This is a genomic window from Sphingomonas paludis (genome assembly GCF_053502515.1).
This window is the reverse complement of the sequence record NZ_CP187558.1, coordinates 518,904-538,204: the sequence shown is the minus strand read 5'-3', so window position 1 is coordinate 538,204 and position 19,301 is coordinate 518,904. Positions and strand designations below refer to the sequence as shown.

The window sequence follows — 19,301 nt, the reverse complement described above, 5'->3', positions numbered from 1 at the left end:
CTATAGATGCTGGTGCCCGTGCCGCAAGCCGTGCGCGGGTTAACCATCGGCTGTGGATAACGCGCAACAGGTCGGGGGGAAAGCGCAGCCAGCAGTGGAACATGCAGCGCCGTTCGTGGTAGCAGCATCAGCGAAGGATGGGCGAATGACCCTTGGGCGACTCATGGCTGGATCGGGCGTTGTCGGGCTGCTGCTCGGCACGGCCCTGATTGCGCCCGCGATCAGCGCCCGGGAAACGGCGCCGGATGCGGCTGCTGCCGCTCGCGCCGCCGCCGCACCCCGCCCGTTGGGCAGCTTTACCCCGGCCAGTGCCGATCCGCGACTCGCGGCGTTGATCGCGCGCAGCGGGATGAGCGCAACCAATTTCCGCTTTACCCCGGCCAGTGTCGGCATCGACCGGCGCAAGCCGGTGACGGTCGCGGTGCGCGCCCGCAGCAATCGTTCACCGGTCCTGTCGGATCGCAGCGCCGCTGCCGCCCCGTCGGGCGTCGCGCTGGCCCCGATCGCCTATGATCTGGGCGTGTCGGTCGGGTGGAAGCGATTCGCCGTATCCAGCGACATCACCCGGATCGACATGGCCGGTGCGCCGGGTAGCCAGGAACGGGTCGATCTCGGCCTCAGCTATCGCGGCAAGCGCGCGGGGGCATCCGCCACCGCCACTGCCAGCCGTCCGCTGGCCGATGCGCCCGCCGCGGTCAACGACCTGCCCAGCTATTCGGTCGACCTGACCGGCAGCTATTCGTTGAGCCGCAACCTGGATGTGACCGCAGGCGTCCGGTACAAGGCGGAGCGGGATCGCCTGCCCCAGTTGCAGGACAACCGCCGCGATTCGCAGGCGGTTTATGTCGGGACCGCTTTCCGCTTCTGAACTCGGCTGAACGCGTCGATTGCCGCCCAGCCATGAACCATGCGCCAGCGATAGCCGCGGGCACGACGCTTGGTCATGCCACCCAGCAGGATGACGGGCGCCGGGCTGGCCATCGCCAGCCTGCGGACGGCAAGGCGCGACAGCGCCTCGGCGCCCGGATGCGACCGGGTGGGATGGACGGGGGACAGGAAAACAAGATCGGCCGCTGCCCGTCGGGCAGCGCGCACCTCCGCCACGCCGTGCACGGGCATGGTCCGGATCAACGGGCGACCGGCGGCGCGGTGTCGCCCATGCACCCCGGCCTCGCCACCGCCCAGCTGCTGGCTGCCGCTGCGGATCACGGTCAGATCGCGATGGATGGCAATGGCGCGGATGCGGCGAAACAGCGCGCGGCGCTGCGCCAGCGGCGTCGCATAATGGCGCACGATCACCCCCGATCCCGGCGGGAGGGCGCGGACCGCATCGATCACGCCATCCCCCAGCCGCTCGTCGGTCATCAGCCATAGCCGGGGCAGGGCTTTGGGGTGGCGGCGGTTCATCGCCGTCCCTATAGCGCGGGCGATGTCCGAACACGATTCCGCAAGCCTGCTGGCCGATGTGCAGCAGCAGATCGACCATGCCGCCCGTCTGGCCGGGCGCAGGGCCGATTCCGTCACCCTGATCGCGGTCAGCAAGACGCACGATGCCGCAGCCATCCGGCCGCTGATCGCGGCTGGCCAGCGGGTGTTCGGCGAAAACCGGGTGCAGGAAGCGCAGGGCAAATGGCCAGAGCTGATGGCAGAGACGCCGGGCCTGTCGCTGCACCTGATCGGCCAGTTGCAGTCGAACAAGGCGGACGATGCCGTTCGCCTGTTCGATGCGATCCATTCGGTCGATCGCCCGTCGCTGGTGACGGCGCTGGCCAAGGCGATGGACCGGGCCGGTCGGCGGCCCGATTGCTTCATTCAGGTGAATATTGGTGACGAACCGCAAAAGGGCGGCTGTCCCGTCGCCGAACTGCCCGCGTTGCTGGCAGCTTCAGTGTCCGCCGGACTGCCGGTCGCGGGCCTGATGGCGGTGCCGCCGCTGGATGTCGAACCCGCCCCCTATTTCGCGCTGCTGGCCAAACTGGCGCGGGATCACGGCCTGGCGGGCCTCAGCATGGGCATGTCGGGGGACTATCCGACGGCGGTCACCATCGGGGCGACCCATGTCCGCATCGGCAGCGCCCTGTTCGGCGCGCGGGGATGAGCATCGTCCAGCGCCTGTTCGCGCTGCTGCTGCCCCGGGCATGGATGCGCGGGCTGGAGCGCGAATCCCGGCAATGGATGATGCGGTGCCTGGCATGCGGTCACGGCCGATCGGTGTGGGATGCAGGCGGCATCCGCTATGGCGCCAACGGAACCCCGCGCATGCGGATTCGCTGCCGTCAGTGCGGCGGCAGACTGGGACAATTGCGACGCGAGGTAGATGATGCGCTTTGACGGTATCCTGTTCGATTTCGACGGCGTGGTCATCGAAAGCGAATATGAGGGCAACGCCCATATCGCCGACTATCTGTCGCGGATCGGCCATGCGACCAGCGCCGAACATGCCATGACCCATTTCATGGGCCTGTCCGGACGGCAATTCACCGATGCGCTGGAACAATGGATCGGCCGGCCGCTGCCGGACGATTTCCATGCCGAGCGCGCGGCAGAGGACGCCCGGGCGATGCGCGAGGGGATCGGGCCGGTAAAGGGGGCGATCGAATTCATCCGTTCGCTGCCCCGCGATCTGCCCGTCGCCATCGCCTCATCCTCCACCCATAAGTGGATTCGCCGCCATCTGGACCATAACGGGCTGCTCGACCGCTTCGATGGGCGGATCTTCAGCGGCAAGGAGGATGTGCCGCCCGGACGGGGCAAGCCGGAGCCGGACCTGTATCTGCACGCCGCCAACGCAATCGGCGTCGACATCACCCGCGCGGTGATCCTGGAGGATTCGCCGGTGGGCGTTACCGGCGCGCTCAAGACCGGTGCGGTGATCATCGGGGTGACCGCAGCAGATCACTGCATCGACGGCCATGCCGACCGCCTGCGCGCGCTCGGCGTCGAGCATATCGCAGAGGATTATGATGCCGTTCGGGCGCTGATGGGCCTGGCCCCGGCCTGACGGCACCGATGCGCATGCGGTGAAGGTGCGAAAAGTGCCAGGGGTTCTGTTGCCCGGCCCCCTGGCGGCCGCTGGTATCCACTTCTGTTGCCCGGTGTGGCCCGAACCGCGCTTTTGTCTGACTAACCTAGTCCGTGAGGACTTGGGTTAGGCCGCAATCGCGAGCGCCTCGTTATCGTTGGCACTTGTGTTATGGGCCGTCGCGGTGGTCCCATTCCGAGCGAAAACAGCGCCTTTCAACACACGTCGATCCTGGTTCGGCCCCGTCAGAAACGGTGTCCAGATACACCACCGTTCATGGTGGAGCCGCCGGGTACTGCCCCCGGGTCCGCTGCGCCTAGTTCACGCCGCAGTTTATCGCCATAGCCGGGCGAACCCGACCCCTGCGATATAGGTGACACCCCCAATATTGCCAAGTCCGATCGGAATTGGCCTTTTCGATGCCACAATGGCGGCGCTATAGAGCGCCTATGTTGACCCAGCGTTCCCGCTATGCCCTGCGCGCGATGCTGTTCCTTGCCACGCAGCCCGTCGATGGGGCACCCACGCCGATGAACCGGATCGCGGCCAATGCCAATGTGCCGCGCAAGTTCCTGGAGCTTATCCTGGCGGATCTGCGCGAGGCGGGGTTCATCCATTCGATGCGGGGCAAGGCAGGCGGCTATCACCTGTCGCGGCCGGCGCACCTGATTTCGCTGGGCGAGATCATCCGCGTGATCGAAGGGCCGCTGGCCCTGGTTCCCTGCGTCAGCCGTACCGCATATCGCCCGTGCAAGGATTGCGCGGATGAGGCGACCTGCGCGATCCGGCTGGCGATGGCCCGCGTCCGCGACGAAACCGCCCGCATCCTCGATGGCACAAGTCTGGCGGATGCGACGGCCAAGGAACTGGCCGCCGCCTGAGCCGCGCCGGGGCGGTTGCCCCGAAACCGCTTCAGAAACCCAGCCGATCCGCCGCCGCGATCAGCCGCGCTTCGCGGTCGGGGGCCAGCCGGTCTGCCCGCGCCCGATACCCCGCGACAACCTCTGACGCCGCCCGGTCCGGCGACCCGCCATCGAACGGGGGCGCAGGATCATATTCAAGCGCCAGCTGGACGAGGCGCGCATGGTCTTCGCCGCGAATGGCGGCGGTCAGGGTCAGGGCAAAGTCGATCCCCGCCGTGACGCCGCCGCCCGTCGCCCGGTTGCGATCGATCACCGTGCGCGCCCGTACCGGCTCCGCCCCGAATCGCGCCAGGTGATGATGCCAGGCCCAATGGGTGGTGGCGCGGTATCCCTTCAGCAGTCTGGCGGCCCCCAGGATCAGGGCGCCGGTGCAGACGCTGGTCACCCAATCGGCCTGTCCGCCCACCGTCCGGACCCAGTCCAGGCTTTCCGGATCGTCGATGACGTCATGGACGGCCAGACCGCCCGGGACCACCAGGATATCGGCCCGCGTTACCGCGTCCAGCCGCGCGGTCGGCAGGATCGCAAAGCCGCTGTCCGTCGGCACCGGATCCAGCGTCCGCGCGACATAGTGCAGCGGCCCGTCGCCCAAGCGGGACAGGATCTGCGCCGGGCCGGTCAGGTCGAGCTGCGTCATGCCGGGAAACAGGAGGAAGGCAATGCTCGGCCCCGTTGTCATTCGCGTCACTCCGCCGCCAACAGGTCGGTGGCACCGCCCAGGTCGACGCTGACCAGGCGGCTGACGCCGCGTTCCACCATCGTCACGCCGAACAGCCTATGCATCCGGCTCATCGTCGCGGCATTGTGGGTAACGATCAGGTAGCGGGTGCGCGTTTCCTGCGTCATCCGGTCGAGCAGGTCGCAGAAGCGGTCGATATTGGCATCGTCCAGCGGCGCATCCACCTCGTCCAGCACGCAAATGGGGGCAGGATTGGTCAGGAACAGCGCAAAGATCAGCGCCACCGCCGTCAACGCCTGTTCGCCGCCCGACAACAGGGTCAGCGACTGCAGTTTCTTGCCCGGCGGCTGGGCCATGATCTCCAGACCCGCCTCCAGCGGATCATCCGAATCGATCAGTTCCAGATGCGCCTGACCCCCTTCGAACAGGGTCGTGAACAGCCGCCGGAAATGCCGGTCCACCGCCTCGAACGCAGCGCTCAGCCGCTGGCGGCCCTCGCGGTTGAGCAGCCCGATGCTGCCACGCAGTCGCCCCACCGCTTCCGCCAGTTCGCCGGATTCGGCCATGCTCGTGGCCTGCACCGCCTCCAGGTCCGCCAGTTCGCTCTGCGCCACCAGATTGACCGGCCCGATCCGCTCCCGCTCCAGCATCAGCCGTTCATGGGCAGCCGATTCCGCTGCCGGATCGCTCACATCGCCGGATGAAAAGCCGACCCGTTCAGGGAGCAGCGGCGGCGGACACTGGAATCGCTCGCCCGACAGCCGGCCCATCTCGATCCGGCGCAAATCCTGGTTTTCCGCGCGAGCAGTGGCGCCGGCACGCGATTCGCGCGCTTCGGCCAGCGCCTCCGCCGCTGCGCGCAGCACCGATTCGCACTGGGCCAGCGCCTGTTCCGCCGTGCGCTCGGCCTCGCGGGCCGCGCGGGCGGCATCCTCGATCTCCACGGCGGCATCCGCCAGCCTGGCAATTTCGTCGGCCAAGGCGTCCGGTCGGTCGGCCAGTTCGTCCTGTTCGCGGCGAAGGGCAGCGGCGCGCGCATCCATATCGGTGATCCGACGTGCGGCCTCGCCTGCCCGCGCGGTCCAGCCCTGCCGCTCCGCGCTGGCAGCGGCGGCGCGCTGGCGATCCGCGGCCAGTTGCCGGTCCAGCGCCGCACGGTCGGAACGACACTGCGCCACCGCCAGCCGTCGTTCCTCTGCCTGGCCCGACAGCGCCGTCACCTGGGCTGCCGTCGCCGATCCGTCGGGCAGTGCGGTCAGCGTCGCTGCCGCCCGGTCGCGGTCGCTGGCCGCCTCGGCCACTTCGCTCGCCACGCGCTGCTGCCGGGCGGCCAGATCGTCGCGCTGTGCCGCCAGTCGTTCGAGCTGCGCGCCGGCGCGGTCCTCCGCCCGGGCCGCCTCACGCGCATCCGCTTCGCCCGATTCGATGACGCGGCGGGCATCGGCGATGGCGCGACGACATTCGGCCAGCAACGCATCGATGCGCGCCAGTTCGGCATCGGCGGCATCCAGGGTCGCCACAGCCGCAGGGCGCAACCGTTCGATCGCGCGCAGCCGGTTGATCCGCTCAAGCCGTTCTGCCGCCGCCGCACTGCCGCCGCGCGCGCGGTATCCGTCCCACCGACGCAGCGCACCGTCGAGCGTCACCAGCCGCTGGCCGACGGCCAACGTCTGTCCCTCGTCCTGCTGGACCACCAGCACCTGGGCCAGCCGCCGGGCAAGGACGGGCGGCGCATCGACATGGGCGGTGAGTGCCGTGGTGCCCGGGGCCGGAACGGGATCGTCCGGCCGGGCATCGGCCCCCGCCCAGTGCCGGTCGGTCGCCGGATCCAGCCCCGCCTCCAGATCGTCGCCCAGCGCCGCTGCCAGCGCCCGCTCGAATCCTTCGGCGACGCTCACCCTGTCAAGCATCCGTTCGCGCGGGCCGGGGCGGACCGCGCGGGACAGCGCGGCCGCTTCGCCGTCCAGGCTGGACAGTTCGGCAAAGGCATGGGCGCGCGCGGCCTGGGCCCGCTCGCGGGCGTCATGGGCGGAACGCTCGTCCGCCTCGGCCCGGGCCAGGGCGATGCGCGCAGCCTCGATCCGCGCCAGTGCCTGTTCGCGCCGCCGGGCGGCCGCCGTCCGTTCGGCCTCGATCGGGGCCGGATCGGCCAGGGCGGCCAGTTCGGCGGCGCTACGGGCGGCATCGCGTTCGGCGCGTTCCAGCCTTTGCCCTGCAGCGGCCAGGGTAGCGCGCGCCACCCGGACATCGGCGGCTTCGCTCGCCTGTGCGGCCAGAGCCTGGGCAAGCGCCACTTCGGCATCGCGTGCGGCACGTTCGGCGGCGGCCAGCGCCGCATCCAGCGCAGGGATTCGACCCGTTGCATCGCGGACCGAACGGTCCAGCCGCTTCGCCTCCTCGGCCAACGCGGCAATGGCGTCCGCCGCATCGCTGGCCAGCGCCCCTTCGCGCGCGCGATCCTCGGCCAGCCGGTCCAGGGCCGTGGCAATCTCTGCCACCCGCCGGACGAGGCCCACCTGTTCGGTGCGCATCGCATCCAGCCGGTGGCGGGTCTCCCCCGCCCGGTCATGCGCCGCCAGCGCGGCCGCCCGCGCATCGGCCAGCCGGTCGGTCGCGGCACGGGCATGGGCGGCACTGGCCTCCTGTGCCGCCATGCGGTCGGCAACCAGCGCATCGGCGGCCTTTTCCTCGGCCTTGGCGGCATCGGCGGCGCGCGCGGCCTCGCGCCAGCGGGAATGGATCATCCGCGCCTCGGCGACCCGGATCTGGTCGGACAGGGCGCGGTATTTTTCCGCCTGGCGCGCCTGCCGCCGCAACTGGCCGATGCGGCTGTCCTGATCCGCGATCAATTCGTTCAGCCGGGCCAGATTGGCCTCGGTCGCGCGCAGTTTCTGTTCGGCATCCTTGCGCCGGACATGCAACCCGGCGATGCCGGCGGCTTCCTCCAGCATCTGGCGGCGTTCGGCCGGCTTGGCGGCGATGATCGCACCGATGCGGTTCTGGCTGACCAGGGCGGGCGAATGCGCGCCGGTGGCCGCATCGGCGAACAAAAGCGACACATCCTTGGCCCGGACGTCGCGGCCATTGATGCGATAGGCCGATCCCGCGCCGCGTTCGATGCGGCGCACCACTTCGATCTCGTCACCGGAACCGCTGTCGGCGATCAGCGAAACCTCGGCAAATTCGCGTGCAGGTCGCGTGGCGGTGCCGGCAAAGATCACATCCTCCATGCCGGCACCGCGCATCGACCGGGCGCTGTTTTCGCCCATGGTCCAGCGCAGCGCTTCGAGCAGGTTGGATTTGCCGCAGCCATTGGGGCCGACGATCCCGGTCAGCCCCGGCTCGATCCTGAGGTCGGCGGGATCGACAAAGCTCTTGAAGCCGGTCAGGCGCAGCCGCTTGATCTGCATGGCGGCCCTAATCCCCCGCCACGCGCATCAAGCGGCCCGGACCGGGATCAGGCGCCCGCATCCTTCAGTGCGGCTTCGACCTGGCTCCACACCGATGCCTGGATCGACGTGCCGTTGATCAGGAAGGCAGGCGTGCCGTTCACCTTGAACTCGCTGGTCGCCTGCTGCGTCTGCTTGGTCAGCCGGTCGATCGCCGCCTTGTCGGCCAGGCATTCGCGCGCCCGCGCCTCGGGCACGCCGCGCTGCTTGATGAAATCGACATAGCCCATGGTCTCGCCGATATAGGCGGCCAGGGCATTGGGATCGTTCTGCAGCGCCTGTGCCCGCTGTTCGGAAATCTGCGACTGGTTGGCGATGAAGCCGGACTGGTTGGCCATCATCTGATCCAGGACCGGGAAGAACGCGGTGTCGGGCACGCAATTGCCCAGCAGGATGGGGGCCAGATCGACCACGCCGTGCACCGGGAACTCGCGGAATTCAAAGCTCACCTTGCCGCTGGAAATATAGTTGGCCTTCAGCGGCTCCATGCCCTCCATCGCAAAGCGGGCACAGGTGGGGCAGGTGCGCGAACCATATTCCACCAGCTTCAGCGGCGCATCGGGATTGCCCATGCGAACGCCGCCTTCGGGCGTGCGGGCGATGGTGGTCGTCCAATTCTGACCGGCGGGCGGGGTTGCCGCCTCGACCGGGCCGTCGGCCACGACATTGCCCTCGGCAGCGCCGCCACAGGCCGCAAGGATCAGGGGCACGGCAAGGATCAGCTTACGCATCGTCAACGACAGTCTCCACAGCAGCAATGGGTTCTTGCCGCCTTGTGGCGGGTTCGGTGCGGCGGATCAACTGATCTTGGCAACGGGCAGCGGTAGGGGCTGTGCATCCTCGATCCCGGCGGCCAGCGCCTCCAGCACCTTCAGCAATTCGGGGTCGGCCACGGCGCGGACATTCTCGCCCAGCTGGACCGGGTTGTGCGGCAGGGCGGGGCGGGGCGGGGCGGGTGCGCGGCGCGGCGGCGCTGCCTGGCGAAACACGATGCGCGCGACCGCGGCATAACCGAAGAACCGGTTCACCCGGTCCATGATCTCCGGCGCGATATGCTGCATCATCGTGCCATAGGCGGGCGACACCTGCAGCGTCAGGACACCATTGGCCCGTTCGCCATGGGGAAAGCGCAGCGATTCGGGCTGCGACACCCGGCCATAGCGTTCGCCGACGATTTCCGGCCAGCGGGTGACGATCGCGCTTTGCACGAACCCGAATCGTCGGAATGCCGCTCGGCCGACATCGGGCAACAGGTCAGCGACGCTGCGCGCACTGCCGCCGCGCGGACGCGGCGCTTCCGGTGCGGGGCGAGGACGCGGGGATTTGGCCATGGCCGCTTTCATGCCATAGCGCGCCGGTGCCCGCCAGTCCGCCTGATCCCTTATCCGTCGCCCCCGCGCTGCTCGACTGGTATGATCGCAGTGCGCGCACCCTGCCGTGGCGCGCACCGCCGGGCACGCCGCCGATGGACCCGTACCGGGTGTGGCTTTCCGAAGTGATGCTGCAACAGACCCAGGTCGCCACGGTCATCCCCTATTTCGAGGCGTTCACGTCGCGCTGGCCGGATTTCGGCGCGCTGGCGGCTGCCGACGAAGCCGACGTCATGGCCGCCTGGGCTGGCCTTGGCTATTATTCGCGCGCCCGGAACCTGATCGCCTGTGCCCGCGTCGTGGCGCGCGATCATGGCGAGCGATTACCGGAGACCGAGGCGGCGCTGCTCGCCCTGCCGGGGATCGGGGCCTATACGGCTGCCGCCATCGCCGCCATCGCCTTCGGACGGCGGGCCGTGGTGGTCGACGGCAATGTCGAGCGGGTCGTCGCCCGGCTGTTCGCCATCGACACCCCCATGCCGGCGGCAAAGCCCCTGATCCGCGCGGCGACGGATGCGATCACGCCCGATGCCCGGACGGGCGATTTCGCCCAGGCGATGATGGATCTGGGCGCGACCCTGTGCACCCCGCGGGGTCCGCAATGCCTGATCTGTCCGCTTCGCGCCGGTTGCCGGGCCGCCGTGCAGGGCAATCCGCAGGACTATCCGGTCAAGGCACCGCGCAAGGCAAAGCCGGTGCGCCATGCCACCATGTTCTGGATCGAACGGGACGGCCGGCTGCTCTTGAAACGGCGGCCGGATCGCGGTTTGCTGGGCGGGATGCTGGCGCTGCCGACCGGACCATGGGCCGATTCGCCCCCCGGTCTGGCCGACGCGCCTTTCCCGGCGGACTGGCGCTGGGCGGACGGCAGCATCCGGCATGTGTTCACCCATTTCGAACTGCATTGCCGCCTTGCGAGCGTCACAATGCCGGTGCACATCGAAACCAATGACCAGTGGTGGCCGATCGACCGGCTGGACGAGGCGGGATTGCCGACCCTGTTCGCCAAGGTCGCCGGGTTGAAAAGGAGCGGGTGATGAAGCGGTTGATCCTGATGCTGGCGCTGGCGGGTGCCGCTTGTGCACCGGCGCTGTCCGAACCCGCTGCCGCTCCGTCCACGGTCCAGTCGGCAGCGCCCGCCGCGCTGCCGGCCCTGGATGCGCTGGCCAGGCGCTATGTCGCCGAAAACAGGATGCCGGGCATCGCCATTGCGGTCGGCGTCGGCGATGCGCCCACTACCTATATCAGCGCGGGCAAGCTGGCCGATGACGCCAATGCGCCGGCGGTGACCCCGGACAGCCTGTGGCGCATCTATTCGATGACCAAGCCGGTCACGGCGATGGCAGCGATGATCCTGATCGAGGAAGGCAAGCTGCGGCTGGATCAGCCGATTGCAGAAATCATCCCCGAATTCGCGCAGATGAAGGTGCTGACCGATCCGGCGAACAGCCTGGCCAGCCGCCCGGCCAAGACACCGATCACCGTACGCCATCTGCTGACCCATACGGCCGGGCTTGGCTATACCATCGTCACCAAGGGGCCGTTGCTGGAGGAGTATAACCGGCTGGGCCTCAATCCTGCGGCGGTGAACGTGCAGATGGAAGCGCAGATGGCACAGGCGCGGCCGGACAGCCTTCAGGAATTCGCGCGCCGCGTGGCCAGCGTCCCGCTGATCGCCGAACCGGGCACGGTATGGAGCTATTCGATCAGCCTGGACGTGCTGGGCGCGGTCGTCGAAAAGGCGAGCGGCATGCCGTTCGACCGGTTCGTCCAGACGCGGCTGTTCGATCCGTTGAAGATGAAGTCGAGTTTCTGGACAGTGCCGGATGGCGCGGCGAACCGCCTGGCCACCAACTATACCTTTGTCGGCGACAACCGCATTCCGGTCGATCCCGGTATCGGCTCGCTTTGGACGAAGGCGCCGGAATTTCCCTATGGCGGCGCGGGTCTGGTGATGTCGGCGCGGGATTACGACCGGTTCCTGCACATGCTGCAGAATATGGGCGAGCTTGACGGCGTGCGCGTCATGAAGCGCGAGACGGCGGCGCTGGCCATGTCGAACCTGTTGCCCCCCGGCGTCGATTACGAGCGTGCTGCGGCGAACAGCGGCGGCGACCGAGCGGCGGCGACGATGGGTTACGGCGCTGGCGGCAGCGTCTATCTGGCCGACAAGGCGGGCGGGGCGGGTGCCGGCACCTATGGCTGGGGAGGTGCGGCCGGAACCATCGCCTGGGTCGATCCCAAGAATGGCGTGCGCGGCACGATCATGGTCAATTATTTCCCCAGCGAGAAATGGCCGCTGCGCGACGAGGCGACCCGCGCGATCTATGCCGACATTGCGGCCAAGTGATTCCGCAGCCCGGGTTTAGCGGCGGCTGGCTGGACCGCGCGGATGCGCTGCGCCAGCAGCCGGAGCGGGTGGCGGCGATGCTGGCCGATCCGGCGTCCCGCCTGTTGCGCCTGACCGCGCTGGAGCCGGAACTGGACGGGGACGGACGGCTGGTGTGGGATGCGATCGCGTCGATCGGGGCCGATGCGCAGCCGGTGCTGCTGGGGATCCGCGACGGGGTAGCCCATTTTGCCGCAGCGCGCCCGGATGATCCGGCGGCGTTCGGCCGATCGCCGTCGCTGACCGCACTGCTGGGCGAAATGCCGCATGAAGAGGCCGCCGTCTATGCCATGGCGCGCAGCCTGATCGACTGGCACCGGCGGCATGGCTTCTGCGCCAATTGCGGCCATGCGACCCAGATAGCGCGGGCGGGATGGATGCGCGCCTGCCCCAATTGCGGTGCCGAACATTATCCGCGCACCGATCCCGTCGTCATCATGCTGCCGGAACTGGGCGACCGGGTGCTGCTGGGTCGCCAGCCGAGCTGGCCGCCCGGTCGCTGGTCGGCGCTGGCGGGCTTTGTCGAGGTGGGCGAGACGATCGAGGAAGCGGTGCGGCGCGAGACGCTGGAAGAGGCGGGGGTCAGCGTCGGCGCGGTACGCTACATCGCCAGCCAGCCCTGGCCTTTCCCCTCGTCCCTGATGATCGCGTGCATCGGCAAGGCGCTGGACGGGGCGATTACCGTCGATACCAACGAACTGGAACAGGCGCAGTGGTTCACCCGCGACGACGTGCGCGCGGCGCTGGCGGGCGATCCGGATGCCCCGTTCATTCCCGCGCCCCCCTATGCCATCGCCCACACGCTGATGACCGCCTGGCTGGCCGGGGCCTAGCGCCGCAGCAGGAACACCGCGTGCTGCGCCGTCCAGTTCGCCGCCCAGGGCGAGCGCAGCCGCCCGTCGGTCAGATACCAGGCCCCCTCCACCGCGATCCGGCGCTCGGCCAGGAAGGTTCGGAAATCATCGACCGACAGATGGTGGATATTGGGCGTGTCGTACCATTGCGCTGGCAACAGCCGGTTGACCGGCATCCGGCCATGGCGGAGCAGGAACAGCCGCATCCGCCAATGCGCGAAGTTGGGAAAGCTGACGAATGCCCGCCGCCCGATGCGGAGCAATTCGTCCAGCACATGGTCCGGCCGCCGGGTCGTCTGCAGCGTCTGGCTCAGGATCGCGTAATCGAAACTCTGGTCGGGATAACCGGCCAGGTCGGTATCGGCATCGCCCTGCACCACCGACAGTCCGCGCCCGATCGCGGCGGCGACATTGGCGGCGTCCAGTTCCAGCCCGCGCGCATCGACGGATCGCTCATCGCGCATCGCCGCCATCAGCTGGCCGTCGCCGCACCCGACATCCAGCACACGGGCGCCCGGCGCGACATTGTCGGCGATCACGGCCAGATCGGGACGAAGGGCCGTCATGCGCCATTCCCCAGGAAACCGCCGACCACGCGGTTCAGCTCCGGCGCATCGAGCAGGAAGGCGTCATGGCCGAACGGGCTGGACAGCTCGACAAAGCTCGCCTCCGCGCCCGCTGCATGCAGCGCATGGACGATGCTGCGCGATTCGGCCGTCGGATACAGCCAGTCGGTATCGAAACTGACGACGCAGAAGCGGGTCCGCGTGCCCGCAAAGGCATTGGCGAGCAGCCCGCCATGCTCCTCCGCCAGGTCGAAATAGTCGAGCGCGCGGGTGATGTAGAGATAGCTGTTCGCATCGAAGCGGTCGGTAAAGCTGAGGCCTTGATGCCGCAGATAGCTTTCCACCTGGAAATCGGCGTCGAAACCGAAGGTCTTGCTCTCCCGCGCCTGAAGCTTGCGGCCGAACTTGGCGGTCAGCCCCGCCTCCGACAGATAGGTGATGTGCGCCGCCATCCGCGCGACCGCCAGGCCGGCGGCGGGTGGCTGTCCATCGGCATAATAATCGCCGCCTCGCCAGTTGGGATCGGCCATGATCGCCTGGCGCCCGACCTCGTGAAACGCGATGTTCTGGGCCGAATGGCGCGCGGTCGATGCGATGATGACGGCGGATCGCACCCGGTCGGGATAGGTCGCGGCCCAGCTGAGCGCCTGCATGCCCCCCATCGATCCGCCGACCACCGCCTTCAGCACGGCGATGCCCAGATGGTCCAGCAGCATCGCCTGGGCGCGCACCATGTCGCGGATCGTGATAACCGGGAATGCCATGCCCCACGGGGTGCCGGTCGCGGGATTGATCGTGGCGGGGCCGGACGATCCCATGCAGCTGCCCAGCACATTGGCGCACAGGACGAAGTGGTGATCGGGGTCGATCGGCTTGCCCGGCCCAACCATCCGCGTCCACCAGCCCGGCTTGCCGGTGACGGGATGGGTGGAGGCGACATGATGGTCGCCGGTCAGCGCATGGCAGATCAGGATGGCGTTCGACCGGTCGGCATTCAGCGTGCCATAAGTCTGATAGGCGATTTCGACCGGAGACAGCTTCGCGCCCGAATCGAGCATGAGCGGTCCGGGCAGGATCGCCTTGGGGCTGGAGCCGGGCCGAGCATCGTCTGACATTGGCGGCGGAATTAGGGCCGGGCGCGGCCGGGCGCAAGCATCCTGCCCGCCTTGCCATCCCGGCCAAGCTGGGCCATGGCCCGCGGCCATGAACGCTCCCATGCCAAAGCCGTGGATCATGGACATCGCCCCCTATGTGCCGGGCAAGTCCAAGACCGACAGCGGCACCGTTGCCGCCAAGCTTTCGTCCAACGAAAACCCGCTTGGCTGTTCGCCCCATGCCCAGGCGGCTTTCGGCACCGGGCGGCAAAGCCTGGCCCGTTATCCCGATGCCAGCGCCGCTGCCCTGCGCGAGGCGATTGCGGAGGCGCATGGCCTCGATCCCGCGCGCGTCATCTATGGTACCGGGTCGGACGAGGTGCTGCACCTGGTCGCCGGGGCCTATGCCGGGGCGGGGGATGAAGTGATCTTCGTCCGCTACGGCTTTTCGGTCTATGAGATCGCCGCGCGGCGGGTGGGTGCGACGCCCGTCATCGCGCCGGACAAGGATTATGCGACCGATGTGGACGCGATCCTGGCCTGTGTCACCCCGCGCACCCGCATCGTCTATATCGCCAATCCCAACAACCCGACGGGCACCTTTGCCCCGCGCGAGGAGATCGCGCGGCTGCACGCCGCATTGCCCGCCGACGTCATGCTGGTGATCGATCAGGCCTATGCCGAATATCTGTCGGCGGACGAGGACGATCTGGGCCTGGAAATGGCCCGCACCCTGCCCAACGTCATCGTCACGCGGACCTTTTCCAAGATTTACGGCCTGGCCGCCGAACGGATCGGCTGGGGCTATGGCTCGGCCGAGGCAGTGGATGCGATGCACCGCATCCGTGCGCCGTTCAACGTCACCACGGCGGGCCAGATGGCCGCCATCGCCGCACTGAAGGATCAGGATTTCGTCGCGCACAGCCGCGAACATAATGCGCAGTGGCGCGCCTGGCTGGAGGGCGAGATCGCCGCGATGGGCAATCACGGCCTCAAGCTGGTGCCCAGCTGGTGCAATTTCATCCTGGTGCTGTTCCAAGGCGCGGTGACGGCCGAGGCGGCCTATCACGCGCTGATGGCGCGCGGCTATATCGTCCGCTGGCTGCCCGGGCAGGGCCTGCCGCATGGCTTGCGCATCTCCATCGGGACCCAGGCAGAGACGCGCGGCGTGGCCACTGCGCTTCGCGAGATCGTGACGGCGGGATGAGCGCGGTCCGTTCGGTCGCCATCATCGGGCTGGGCCTGATCGGTGCATCCATCGCACGGGCGACCGCCGCGATGCTGCCCGATATGCGGGTGACCGGGCATGACCGGGATGCGGACGTGCGGGCGCGGGCAAGCGCGATCGGCCTGTGCGAGGTGTTCGACCATCCGGCGCAGGCGGTCGACGGCGCCGACCTGGTCGTGCTGTGCGTGCCCGTCGGCGCGATGGGCGATGCCGCCCGCGCACTGGCCCCCGGCCTGTCGCCCGGCGCGATCGTCAGTGATGTGGGTTCGTGCAAGGCAAGCGTCGCCGCCGCGCTGTCCGAAGCATTGCCTGGTGCCATCGTCATTCCCGCTCATCCGGTGGCGGGCACCGAACAAAGCGGCCCGGAGGCTGGATTTGCCACCCTGTTCAAGGGTCGCTGGTGCATCCTCACTCCGCCAGCCGATGCCGACCCGGCGGCGGTCGAACGGCTGGCCGGCTTCTGGCGCGGCATCGGGGCGGAAGTCGAGACGATGGACGCCGAGCATCACGACCGGGTGCTGGCGATCACCAGCCATCTGCCGCACCTGATCGCCTATACCATCGTCGGCACGGCATCCGACATGGAGGCGGTGACGCGCAGCGAGGTCATCAAATATTCCGCCGGGGGTTTCCGCGACTTCACCCGCATCGCCGCCAGCGACCCCACCATGTGGCGCGACGTGTTTCTGGCGAACCGCGAGGCGGTGCTGGAAATGCTGCAGCGTTTTTCGGAGGATCTGTCGGCGCTGCAACGCGCGATCCGCTGGGGCAAGGGGGACGAGCTGTTCGAACTGTTCAGCCGCACCCGCGACATCCGGCGCGGCATCGTGGAACAGGGTCAGGACGATGCGCGGCCCGATTTCGGGCGCGTGCACGACTAGGACGGGTTCAACCCGTTGATCGCCCGGTGCACCAGCGCCTCGATTTCCTCGCGCGGCAGGCCCGGCGGAATGGGGTCGCCGATCCGAACCGTCACCATGCCCGCCCGCAACGGTCCGGTGCGCGGCCAGGCGGGGCCGCTGTCCACCGCGATGGGCACGACGGGCAGGGCGAGCAGCCGGTAAAGCCCGGCAAAGCCGGATTTCAGAGGGGGCTGTTCGCCAGGGGGCACGCGGGTGCCTTCGGGGAAAATGGCGATGGAGCGCCCCTGCGCCGCTGCCGCGCGGCCTTCCTTCATGATGTGGCGCAATGCCGTCGCCGACGCCTCCCGATCGGCGACGATGCAGCCATAGCGCTGGGCCAGCCAGCCCCAGACCGGGATCTGCGCCAGCTCGCGTTTCAGGATGATTGCAGGGCCGCCGAAATAGGCCGCCATCACCAGCGTTTCCATCATCGATTCATGCTTGACCGCATACAGCACCGGGCCGGCCGGGCGCTCCCCCTCGATCCGCAGCCGCACCTCGGCAGTCACGCGCGCCGTCCACAGCGCCATCGCCGCCCAGCCGCCGGCATAACGGATCAGCCCCCGCTGGCCGAACATCAGGCTGATGGGCGCAACCAGCACCACCGGCACGGACAACAGGATGAACAGGCACTGGAACAGGACATGGCGCAACCGGATCATCCCGTGGGTCCGCCGATGCCCAGCGTCAGCGCGACCCGCCGCACCGCATATTTGTGATATTCGCGCAGCAGCACGCGGAACGGCGCATTGGTCACCACCGGATCCTCGATGACCTGGATGCCGCTGCCCAGGCTGTTGCGCAGTTCCAGGCTGGCCCGGGCCATATGCCAGTCCGACGTCACCAGCCTCACCGATCGATAGCCGTTGGATCGGACCCAGGCCCGCGTTTCATCGGCGTTCGACCGCGTGTCCACCGCTTCGTGCCCCAGGTCGATGCAGCATCGGAACAACCGGTTCGGCGCGCGATATTCGGCGGCCAGTTCCACCGGGCGAACATCGGGATCGACGCCGGATACCAGCATCCGGTCTGCGGCGCCGCTGCGCATCAGCTCCAGTCCCCGGTCGATCCGGCCCGCCGCGCCCGTCAGCACGACGATGGCGTCGGTTCGCGCATTGTCCGCCGGTTGTCCGAACGAAACGAGGAACCACGCCAGGCCGCCGACCCACAGGATCACCGCAAGCGCAATCAGCCGGGCCAGCCAGCGCAGCAGCGTCACAGCACCTGTTCCAGCGTGCGCAGCACCGCGATCCGCGCGGCGACCAGTGCTGCCAGACCGAACGCCAGCGGCAGCGCGATCAGCACCATCGCATCGCCGGCACCCAGCAGGCCGCCCGTGACCAGCGCCGATTCCATCGCCGCCGCCCGCCACTGAACCACGATCAGCACCAGGGCCGCCGCGCCCGTTCCGATCATGCCGCCGATCAGGGTATCAAGCGCGATCCGCGCTTCGAACAGCCGGGCGACCTGTTTGTCCATCGCCCCCAGCAGATGCAGCACGTCGATGGTGATCCGGTGGGTATCCAGCCCGGATCGCACCGCCAGGATGACGACCAGCGCGGTCGCCGTGGCCATCAGCGCGACGATGCCGATCGCCAGCCAGCCGAGCAGCGAAAACATCGTGCGCACCGGGGCCAGCCATCGGGCATGGCGTTCCACCCGTGCCCCCGGCGCGGCGGCGCGCACCGCGCGTTCCACCGCGTCCATCCCCGCCGTGCCCCCCCGGACGTCGACGTCCATCAGCGCGGGCAGCGGCAGATCCGGGTCCAGCCCGGCATCGCCCAGCCAGGGTTGCAGCAGCGCCGCCATCGCCTGTCGCTCGATCGGGCGGACGTCGGCGACCTGCGGCATGGCCCGCAGCCGGCCGGCAAGGATGCCGGCCGCCCGGTCGCGCGCGGCGGCATCCCCCTCGATCACCTGCACGGTCAGCCGCCCGGCCAGCTGACGGTCCAGCGATGCGCCCGCGCGGGCCAGCATCAGCCCGGCGGCGGCGGACAGGGTGGTCAGGAACAACATGATCGCCATGGTCCACAGCATTGCCCGCGTCCGGTGACGTTCGTCCAGCAGCCGCCGGTCGGCGGGCGAGGGGAGCCAGAGGTCGAGCGCCTTCATGCAGCCGAACCCGGCGGATGACGGAGCAGCCCCGACGGATCGATCAGCCGCCCCTTGTCGATCCGGAGCATCTCCGCGCGCGGGATGCGGGCCATCAGGTGGAAATCATGCGTGGCGACCACCACGGTCGTCCCCATCTGGTTCAGGCTTTCGAACAGATAGAGCAGCCGTTCGGCCATGTCGGGATCGACATTGCCGGTCGGTTCGTCCGCGATCAGGATTTCGGGGCGGGTGATGACGGCACGGGCAATGGCCACGCGCTGCTGTTCCCCGCCCGACAGCGTCTCCGGCGTCGCGTCGCCCAGCTGGCCCAGCCCGACCCAGGCAAGCATTTCGCGCACGGGGGCATCGATCTCGCTTTCCCGCATTCCGGCGACCCGCAGCGGCAGGGCGATGTTGTCATAGGCGGAAAGGTGCGCGACCAGCCGGAAATCCTGGAACACCACGCCGATGCGGCGCCGAAATCCGGGCAGCCGGTCGCGTTTCAGCGCGCTCACATCCTCGCCGAACAGCCGGATCGCGCCCCGTGTCGGCCGCTGGGCCAGATAGAGCAGGCGCAGCAGCGACGTCTTGCCAGCGCCCGACGCGCCGGTGACAAAGGTGAACGCCCCGTCCGACAGCGCAAAGCTGATATCGCTCAGCGTTTCCGCACCGGTGCCGTATCGAAGGCCGACCTGCTCGAACTGGACGATCTTGGCCATTCGTGCGCGGTC

General features: G+C 68.7%; 20 protein-coding genes and 1 other RNA gene. 9 read left to right on the top strand and 12 right to left on the bottom strand.

Annotated features, from left to right (window positions below):
- The first annotated feature begins 145 nt into the window (after positions 1-145).
- Entirely contained in the window at positions 146-868 is a 723-nt protein-coding gene (locus ACPVPU_RS02550) for a hypothetical protein (protein ID WP_448659353.1), read from the top strand.
- Here ACPVPU_RS02550 and ACPVPU_RS02545 read toward each other — a convergent pair.
- On the bottom strand, positions 841-1,407 hold the full coding sequence (locus ACPVPU_RS02545) for a thiamine phosphate synthase (RefSeq protein ID WP_448659352.1): 567 nt from the start codon (positions 1,405-1,407) through the stop codon (positions 841-843). The genes ACPVPU_RS02550 and ACPVPU_RS02545 overlap by 28 nt on opposite strands.
- Positions 1,408-1,429: 22 nt before the next feature.
- On the opposite strand from ACPVPU_RS02545, the gene ACPVPU_RS02540 reads away from it, so the two are divergent.
- The gene (locus tag ACPVPU_RS02540) at positions 1,430-2,098 is read left to right on the top strand and encodes a YggS family pyridoxal phosphate-dependent enzyme (RefSeq protein WP_448659351.1); all 669 of its coding nucleotides are present in this window, start codon (positions 1,430-1,432) and stop codon (positions 2,096-2,098) included.
- A 219-nt stretch (positions 2,099-2,317) separates the two neighbouring features.
- A complete protein-coding gene (locus tag ACPVPU_RS02535) occupies positions 2,318-3,001 on the top strand; it encodes an HAD family hydrolase (RefSeq protein WP_448659350.1) in 684 nt (227 codons plus the stop codon).
- A gap of 73 nt (positions 3,002-3,074) precedes the next feature.
- On the opposite strand, the gene ssrA is transcribed toward ACPVPU_RS02535, so the two are convergent.
- Positions 3,075-3,421, bottom strand: a transfer-messenger RNA (tmRNA) gene (gene ssrA, locus ACPVPU_RS02530).
- A gap of 50 nt (positions 3,422-3,471) precedes the next feature.
- Between ssrA and ACPVPU_RS02525 the strand changes: the two genes are divergently transcribed.
- Entirely contained in the window at positions 3,472-3,903 is a 432-nt protein-coding gene (locus tag ACPVPU_RS02525; protein WP_448659349.1) for an RrF2 family transcriptional regulator, read from the top strand.
- A gap of 31 nt (positions 3,904-3,934) precedes the next feature.
- Here ACPVPU_RS02525 and ACPVPU_RS02520 read toward each other — a convergent pair whose 3' ends face one another.
- The 4 genes from ACPVPU_RS02520 to ACPVPU_RS02505 form a co-directional block, all read right to left on the bottom strand.
- Positions 3,935-4,624: a DJ-1/PfpI family protein gene (locus ACPVPU_RS02520; RefSeq protein ID WP_448659348.1), complete on the bottom strand. Its 690-nt coding sequence runs from the start codon at positions 4,622-4,624 to the stop codon at positions 3,935-3,937.
- A gap of 5 nt (positions 4,625-4,629) precedes the next feature.
- Positions 4,630-8,034 carry a chromosome segregation SMC family protein gene (locus ACPVPU_RS02515; RefSeq protein ID WP_448659347.1) on the bottom strand — a complete coding sequence of 1,135 codons (3,405 nt, stop codon included), beginning with the start codon at positions 8,032-8,034 and terminating at the stop codon, positions 4,630-4,632.
- 47 nt (positions 8,035-8,081) lie between these two features.
- Positions 8,082-8,804, bottom strand: coding sequence for a thioredoxin domain-containing protein (locus ACPVPU_RS02510; RefSeq protein WP_448659346.1), 723 nt, complete (start codon positions 8,802-8,804; stop codon positions 8,082-8,084).
- Between the two features lie 66 nt (positions 8,805-8,870).
- Positions 8,871-9,404: a DUF721 domain-containing protein gene (locus ACPVPU_RS02505; RefSeq protein WP_448659345.1), complete on the bottom strand. Its 534-nt coding sequence runs from the start codon at positions 9,402-9,404 to the stop codon at positions 8,871-8,873.
- A gap of 26 nt (positions 9,405-9,430) precedes the next feature.
- Between ACPVPU_RS02505 and mutY the strand changes: the two genes are divergently transcribed.
- From mutY to nudC, 3 genes are read left to right on the top strand one after another with little or no spacing between them, the layout of a single operon-like run.
- On the top strand, positions 9,431-10,480 hold the full coding sequence (gene mutY, locus ACPVPU_RS02500; protein WP_448659344.1) for an A/G-specific adenine glycosylase: 1,050 nt from the start codon (positions 9,431-9,433) through the stop codon (positions 10,478-10,480).
- Positions 10,480-11,793 (top strand): serine hydrolase domain-containing protein, encoded by a 1,314-nt coding sequence (locus ACPVPU_RS02495; RefSeq protein ID WP_448659343.1) that lies wholly within the window; start codon positions 10,480-10,482, stop codon positions 11,791-11,793. Before mutY ends, ACPVPU_RS02495 begins: the two co-directional genes overlap by 1 nt.
- Positions 11,793-12,665, top strand: a complete 873-nt coding sequence (nudC, locus tag ACPVPU_RS02490) for an NAD(+) diphosphatase (protein ID WP_448660589.1) — start codon at positions 11,793-11,795, stop codon at positions 12,663-12,665. The genes ACPVPU_RS02495 and nudC overlap by 1 nt, the downstream gene beginning before the upstream one ends.
- Here the strand turns inward: nudC and metW are convergent.
- Together metW and metX are read right to left on the bottom strand one after the other, a co-directional pair.
- Positions 12,662-13,252, bottom strand: a complete 591-nt coding sequence (gene metW / locus ACPVPU_RS02485; RefSeq protein ID WP_448659342.1) for a methionine biosynthesis protein MetW — start codon at positions 13,250-13,252, stop codon at positions 12,662-12,664. The two genes, nudC and metW, sit on opposite strands and share 4 nt — an antisense overlap.
- Positions 13,249-14,367 (bottom strand): homoserine O-acetyltransferase MetX, encoded by a 1,119-nt coding sequence (metX, locus tag ACPVPU_RS02480; RefSeq protein WP_448659341.1) that lies wholly within the window; start codon positions 14,365-14,367, stop codon positions 13,249-13,251. The genes metW and metX overlap by 4 nt, the downstream gene beginning before the upstream one ends.
- An 88-nt stretch (positions 14,368-14,455) precedes the next feature.
- Between metX and hisC the strand changes: the two genes are divergently transcribed.
- Positions 14,456-15,553, top strand: coding sequence for a histidinol-phosphate transaminase (gene hisC / locus ACPVPU_RS02475; protein ID WP_448659340.1), 1,098 nt, complete (start codon positions 14,456-14,458; stop codon positions 15,551-15,553).
- A complete protein-coding gene (locus ACPVPU_RS02470) occupies positions 15,550-16,455 on the top strand; it encodes a prephenate/arogenate dehydrogenase family protein (protein ID WP_448659339.1) in 906 nt (301 codons plus the stop codon). Before hisC ends, ACPVPU_RS02470 begins: the two co-directional genes overlap by 4 nt.
- Here ACPVPU_RS02470 and ACPVPU_RS02465 read toward each other — a convergent pair.
- From ACPVPU_RS02465 to ftsE, 4 genes are read right to left on the bottom strand one after another with little or no spacing between them, the layout of a single operon-like run.
- Complete coding sequence (locus ACPVPU_RS02465; protein ID WP_448659338.1) at positions 16,452-17,138, bottom strand: lysophospholipid acyltransferase family protein; 687 nt, start codon at positions 17,136-17,138, stop codon at positions 16,452-16,454. The two genes, ACPVPU_RS02470 and ACPVPU_RS02465, sit on opposite strands and share 4 nt — an antisense overlap.
- Complete coding sequence (locus ACPVPU_RS02460) at positions 17,135-17,689, bottom strand: YdcF family protein (RefSeq protein WP_448660588.1); 555 nt, start codon at positions 17,687-17,689, stop codon at positions 17,135-17,137. Before ACPVPU_RS02460 ends, ACPVPU_RS02465 begins: the two co-directional genes overlap by 4 nt.
- A gap of 2 nt (positions 17,690-17,691) precedes the next feature.
- Positions 17,692-18,588 carry a cell division protein FtsX gene (locus ACPVPU_RS02455; RefSeq protein ID WP_448659337.1) on the bottom strand — a complete coding sequence of 299 codons (897 nt, stop codon included), beginning with the start codon at positions 18,586-18,588 and terminating at the stop codon, positions 17,692-17,694.
- The gene (gene ftsE / locus ACPVPU_RS02450) at positions 18,585-19,289 is read right to left on the bottom strand and encodes a cell division ATP-binding protein FtsE (RefSeq protein WP_448659336.1); all 705 of its coding nucleotides are present in this window, start codon (positions 19,287-19,289) and stop codon (positions 18,585-18,587) included. The genes ACPVPU_RS02455 and ftsE overlap by 4 nt, the downstream gene beginning before the upstream one ends.
- Positions 19,290-19,301: the final 12 nt, after the last annotated feature.

What these genes read in the sequence shown, in the direction of transcription:
- ACPVPU_RS02515 (WP_448659347.1), bottom strand. Translation starts at nt 8,034, where the DNA reads ATGCAGATCAAGCGGCTGCGCCTGACCGGCTTCAAGAGCTTTGTCGAT.
- ACPVPU_RS02550 (WP_448659353.1), top strand. Translation starts at nt 146, where the DNA reads ATGACCCTTGGGCGACTCATGGCTGGATCGGGCGTTGTCGGGCTGCTG.
- ACPVPU_RS02505 (WP_448659345.1), bottom strand. Translation starts at nt 9,404, where the DNA reads ATGGCCAAATCCCCGCGTCCTCGCCCCGCACCGGAAGCGCCGCGTCCG.
- ftsE (WP_448659336.1), bottom strand. Translation starts at nt 19,289, where the DNA reads ATGGCCAAGATCGTCCAGTTCGAGCAGGTCGGCCTTCGATACGGCACC.
- ACPVPU_RS02470 (WP_448659339.1), top strand. Translation starts at nt 15,550, where the DNA reads ATGAGCGCGGTCCGTTCGGTCGCCATCATCGGGCTGGGCCTGATCGGT.
- ACPVPU_RS02495 (WP_448659343.1), top strand. Translation starts at nt 10,480, where the DNA reads ATGAAGCGGTTGATCCTGATGCTGGCGCTGGCGGGTGCCGCTTGTGCA.
- ACPVPU_RS02465 (WP_448659338.1), bottom strand. Translation starts at nt 17,138, where the DNA reads ATGATCCGGTTGCGCCATGTCCTGTTCCAGTGCCTGTTCATCCTGTTG.
- metX (WP_448659341.1), bottom strand. Translation starts at nt 14,367, where the DNA reads ATGTCAGACGATGCTCGGCCCGGCTCCAGCCCCAAGGCGATCCTGCCC.
- ACPVPU_RS02520 (WP_448659348.1), bottom strand. Translation starts at nt 4,624, where the DNA reads ATGACAACGGGGCCGAGCATTGCCTTCCTCCTGTTTCCCGGCATGACG.
- ACPVPU_RS02540 (WP_448659351.1), top strand. Translation starts at nt 1,430, where the DNA reads ATGTCCGAACACGATTCCGCAAGCCTGCTGGCCGATGTGCAGCAGCAG.
- ACPVPU_RS02545 (WP_448659352.1), bottom strand. Translation starts at nt 1,407, where the DNA reads ATGAACCGCCGCCACCCCAAAGCCCTGCCCCGGCTATGGCTGATGACC.
- ACPVPU_RS02510 (WP_448659346.1), bottom strand. Translation starts at nt 8,804, where the DNA reads ATGCGTAAGCTGATCCTTGCCGTGCCCCTGATCCTTGCGGCCTGTGGC.
- ACPVPU_RS02525 (WP_448659349.1), top strand. Translation starts at nt 3,472, where the DNA reads ATGTTGACCCAGCGTTCCCGCTATGCCCTGCGCGCGATGCTGTTCCTT.
- ACPVPU_RS02455 (WP_448659337.1), bottom strand. Translation starts at nt 18,588, where the DNA reads ATGAAGGCGCTCGACCTCTGGCTCCCCTCGCCCGCCGACCGGCGGCTG.
- hisC (WP_448659340.1), top strand. Translation starts at nt 14,456, where the DNA reads ATGAACGCTCCCATGCCAAAGCCGTGGATCATGGACATCGCCCCCTAT.
- ACPVPU_RS02535 (WP_448659350.1), top strand. Translation starts at nt 2,318, where the DNA reads ATGATGCGCTTTGACGGTATCCTGTTCGATTTCGACGGCGTGGTCATC.
- metW (WP_448659342.1), bottom strand. Translation starts at nt 13,252, where the DNA reads ATGACGGCCCTTCGTCCCGATCTGGCCGTGATCGCCGACAATGTCGCG.